At 63.5% G+C, this 1,556-nt stretch carries 2 protein-coding genes; both read left to right on the plus strand.

The genetic code is table 11. The features are described 5' to 3' along the window. Positions 1-603 (plus strand): hypothetical protein (locus K6T84_RS23795; RefSeq protein WP_408066181.1); only part of this gene is annotated, 603 nt, incomplete at its 5' end. 172 nt (positions 604-775) lie between these two features. Next, on the plus strand, positions 776-1,249 hold the full coding sequence (locus tag K6T84_RS23800; protein ID WP_224863816.1) for a DUF4262 domain-containing protein: 474 nt from the start codon (positions 776-778) through the stop codon (positions 1,247-1,249). Positions 1,250-1,556 lie beyond the last annotated feature (307 nt).

Raw genomic sequence — 1,556 nt, forward strand, 5'->3', positions numbered from 1 at the left:
GACTGGGTTGCCACCGTCAGCTACGCGCTCGACCCCGCGGTGGACACGATGGACCACTGGTCCGAGCAGTTCGACGCCATGGTGTCCCGTGTCCCCGATCGTGGTGTCGTCGACGTGACGGTCTACGCGCCTGCCGAGCTGCATCTGATCGACGTGATCGCCAAGTACGTGGACAGCATCAGTGAGGTCGTCGGCGCCGAGCCCGCCGGCATCGAGATCGTCCGAGAGGACGAGTGGCAACGGCGCGCCGCGGCCCCAACCATGCCTGAACTCATGTCAGCCGCCGAGATCGCCGACGAGTTGGGCGTGGCGCGTCAACGGGTGCATCAACTGCGCTCCACTGCCGCGTTTCCGGCTCCCCTGGCCGAGCTGCGCGGCGGCGCAGTATGGGATGCCGCGGCAGTACGCAAGTTCGCTCGAGAATGGGAGCGCAAGCCAGGGCGTCCGGCCGGGCGGACCAGCCGCCGAACGGGCTACCTCAAATCCGGCCATCTCGTCGACCTCACCCATATCGAGGACAGCCACGGCGTCGTACTTACCCAGTCGCAACTTGACCGGATGTCATCGGAGGAGCTTTCTCGGATGCTCGGCGAGACCAAGTAACCGCCGCCTACAGGTCGGGGCGGTCAAGGAAGACGTCCTTCGAGGAGACGCGCATGTTCTGGTAGCCGGGGCCCGGCGTTGACGTTACGGGATCGGCCGCGACGGGCGCGCCAGAGCGGCTGTCGGTGGGTCGGTGCAGTGTGGCTCGTATCCACTACAGAAAGGTGCGGCCATGTGCTGGCAGTGCGACAATCCCAACGGCACCATCGATGAGTACCTGGACACTCTGCGGGACACGGTCAAGGACCACGGGTGGGCGGTCCAATTTGTCGAGAGCGATCGACGACCATTCGCGTACACGATCGGCCTGCATAAAATCGGCCTGCCTGAGCTGTTGGTGACTGGGCTCCAGCCGCAGACATCAGCCCGCCTGCTGAACTCGATCGCGCATCAGGTTGTCGAAGACGGCACGTTTCTGCAGCCGGCTATGCACATCGACTACCAGAGCGAATTCCTTCTTGAGGTGGTTGAGGTCGAGTACCCGGACGTGCACCTGAAGTTCGCCGTCGAGCTCTGTGGCACGCGCATTCGCGCGTTTCAACTCGTATGGACTGACGACCATCGCCGATGGCCGTGGGACCGCGGGTGGAGCCACGGTCGGCGCCGGCAACCGGTCCTCGGTGTCCGCACGCCACTGTCGGAATAGGAACTGGAGCCTGGATCACCTGAGCTGAGTCCCTCGTAGTGGTCCGGCCTGGCTTGAAAGCCAGATTGCTTTGATGCCGTTATCCGGTCGGTCTGCCAGCCATGGGCGGCGAGGTGTTCGCCGATCGCATCCCCTGTCTCGACTTCGTTGTGCTGCGCCACGATGCGGTGAGTGTGGTCACCTGACTTGGCCCCACTTTGGTCGGTGTTCTTCAGGCGAAACGCAATGTGGACGTTGTCCAACACGACCCGGTGAGTGTGGTCACCTGAGTTGGCCCCAGTTGGGTCGGTTTTCTTCACGAATTTTG

This window comes from Mycobacterium zoologicum (assembly GCF_020181635.2).
Taxonomy (GTDB): Bacteria; Actinomycetota; Actinomycetes; order Mycobacteriales; family Mycobacteriaceae; genus Mycobacterium; species Mycobacterium zoologicum.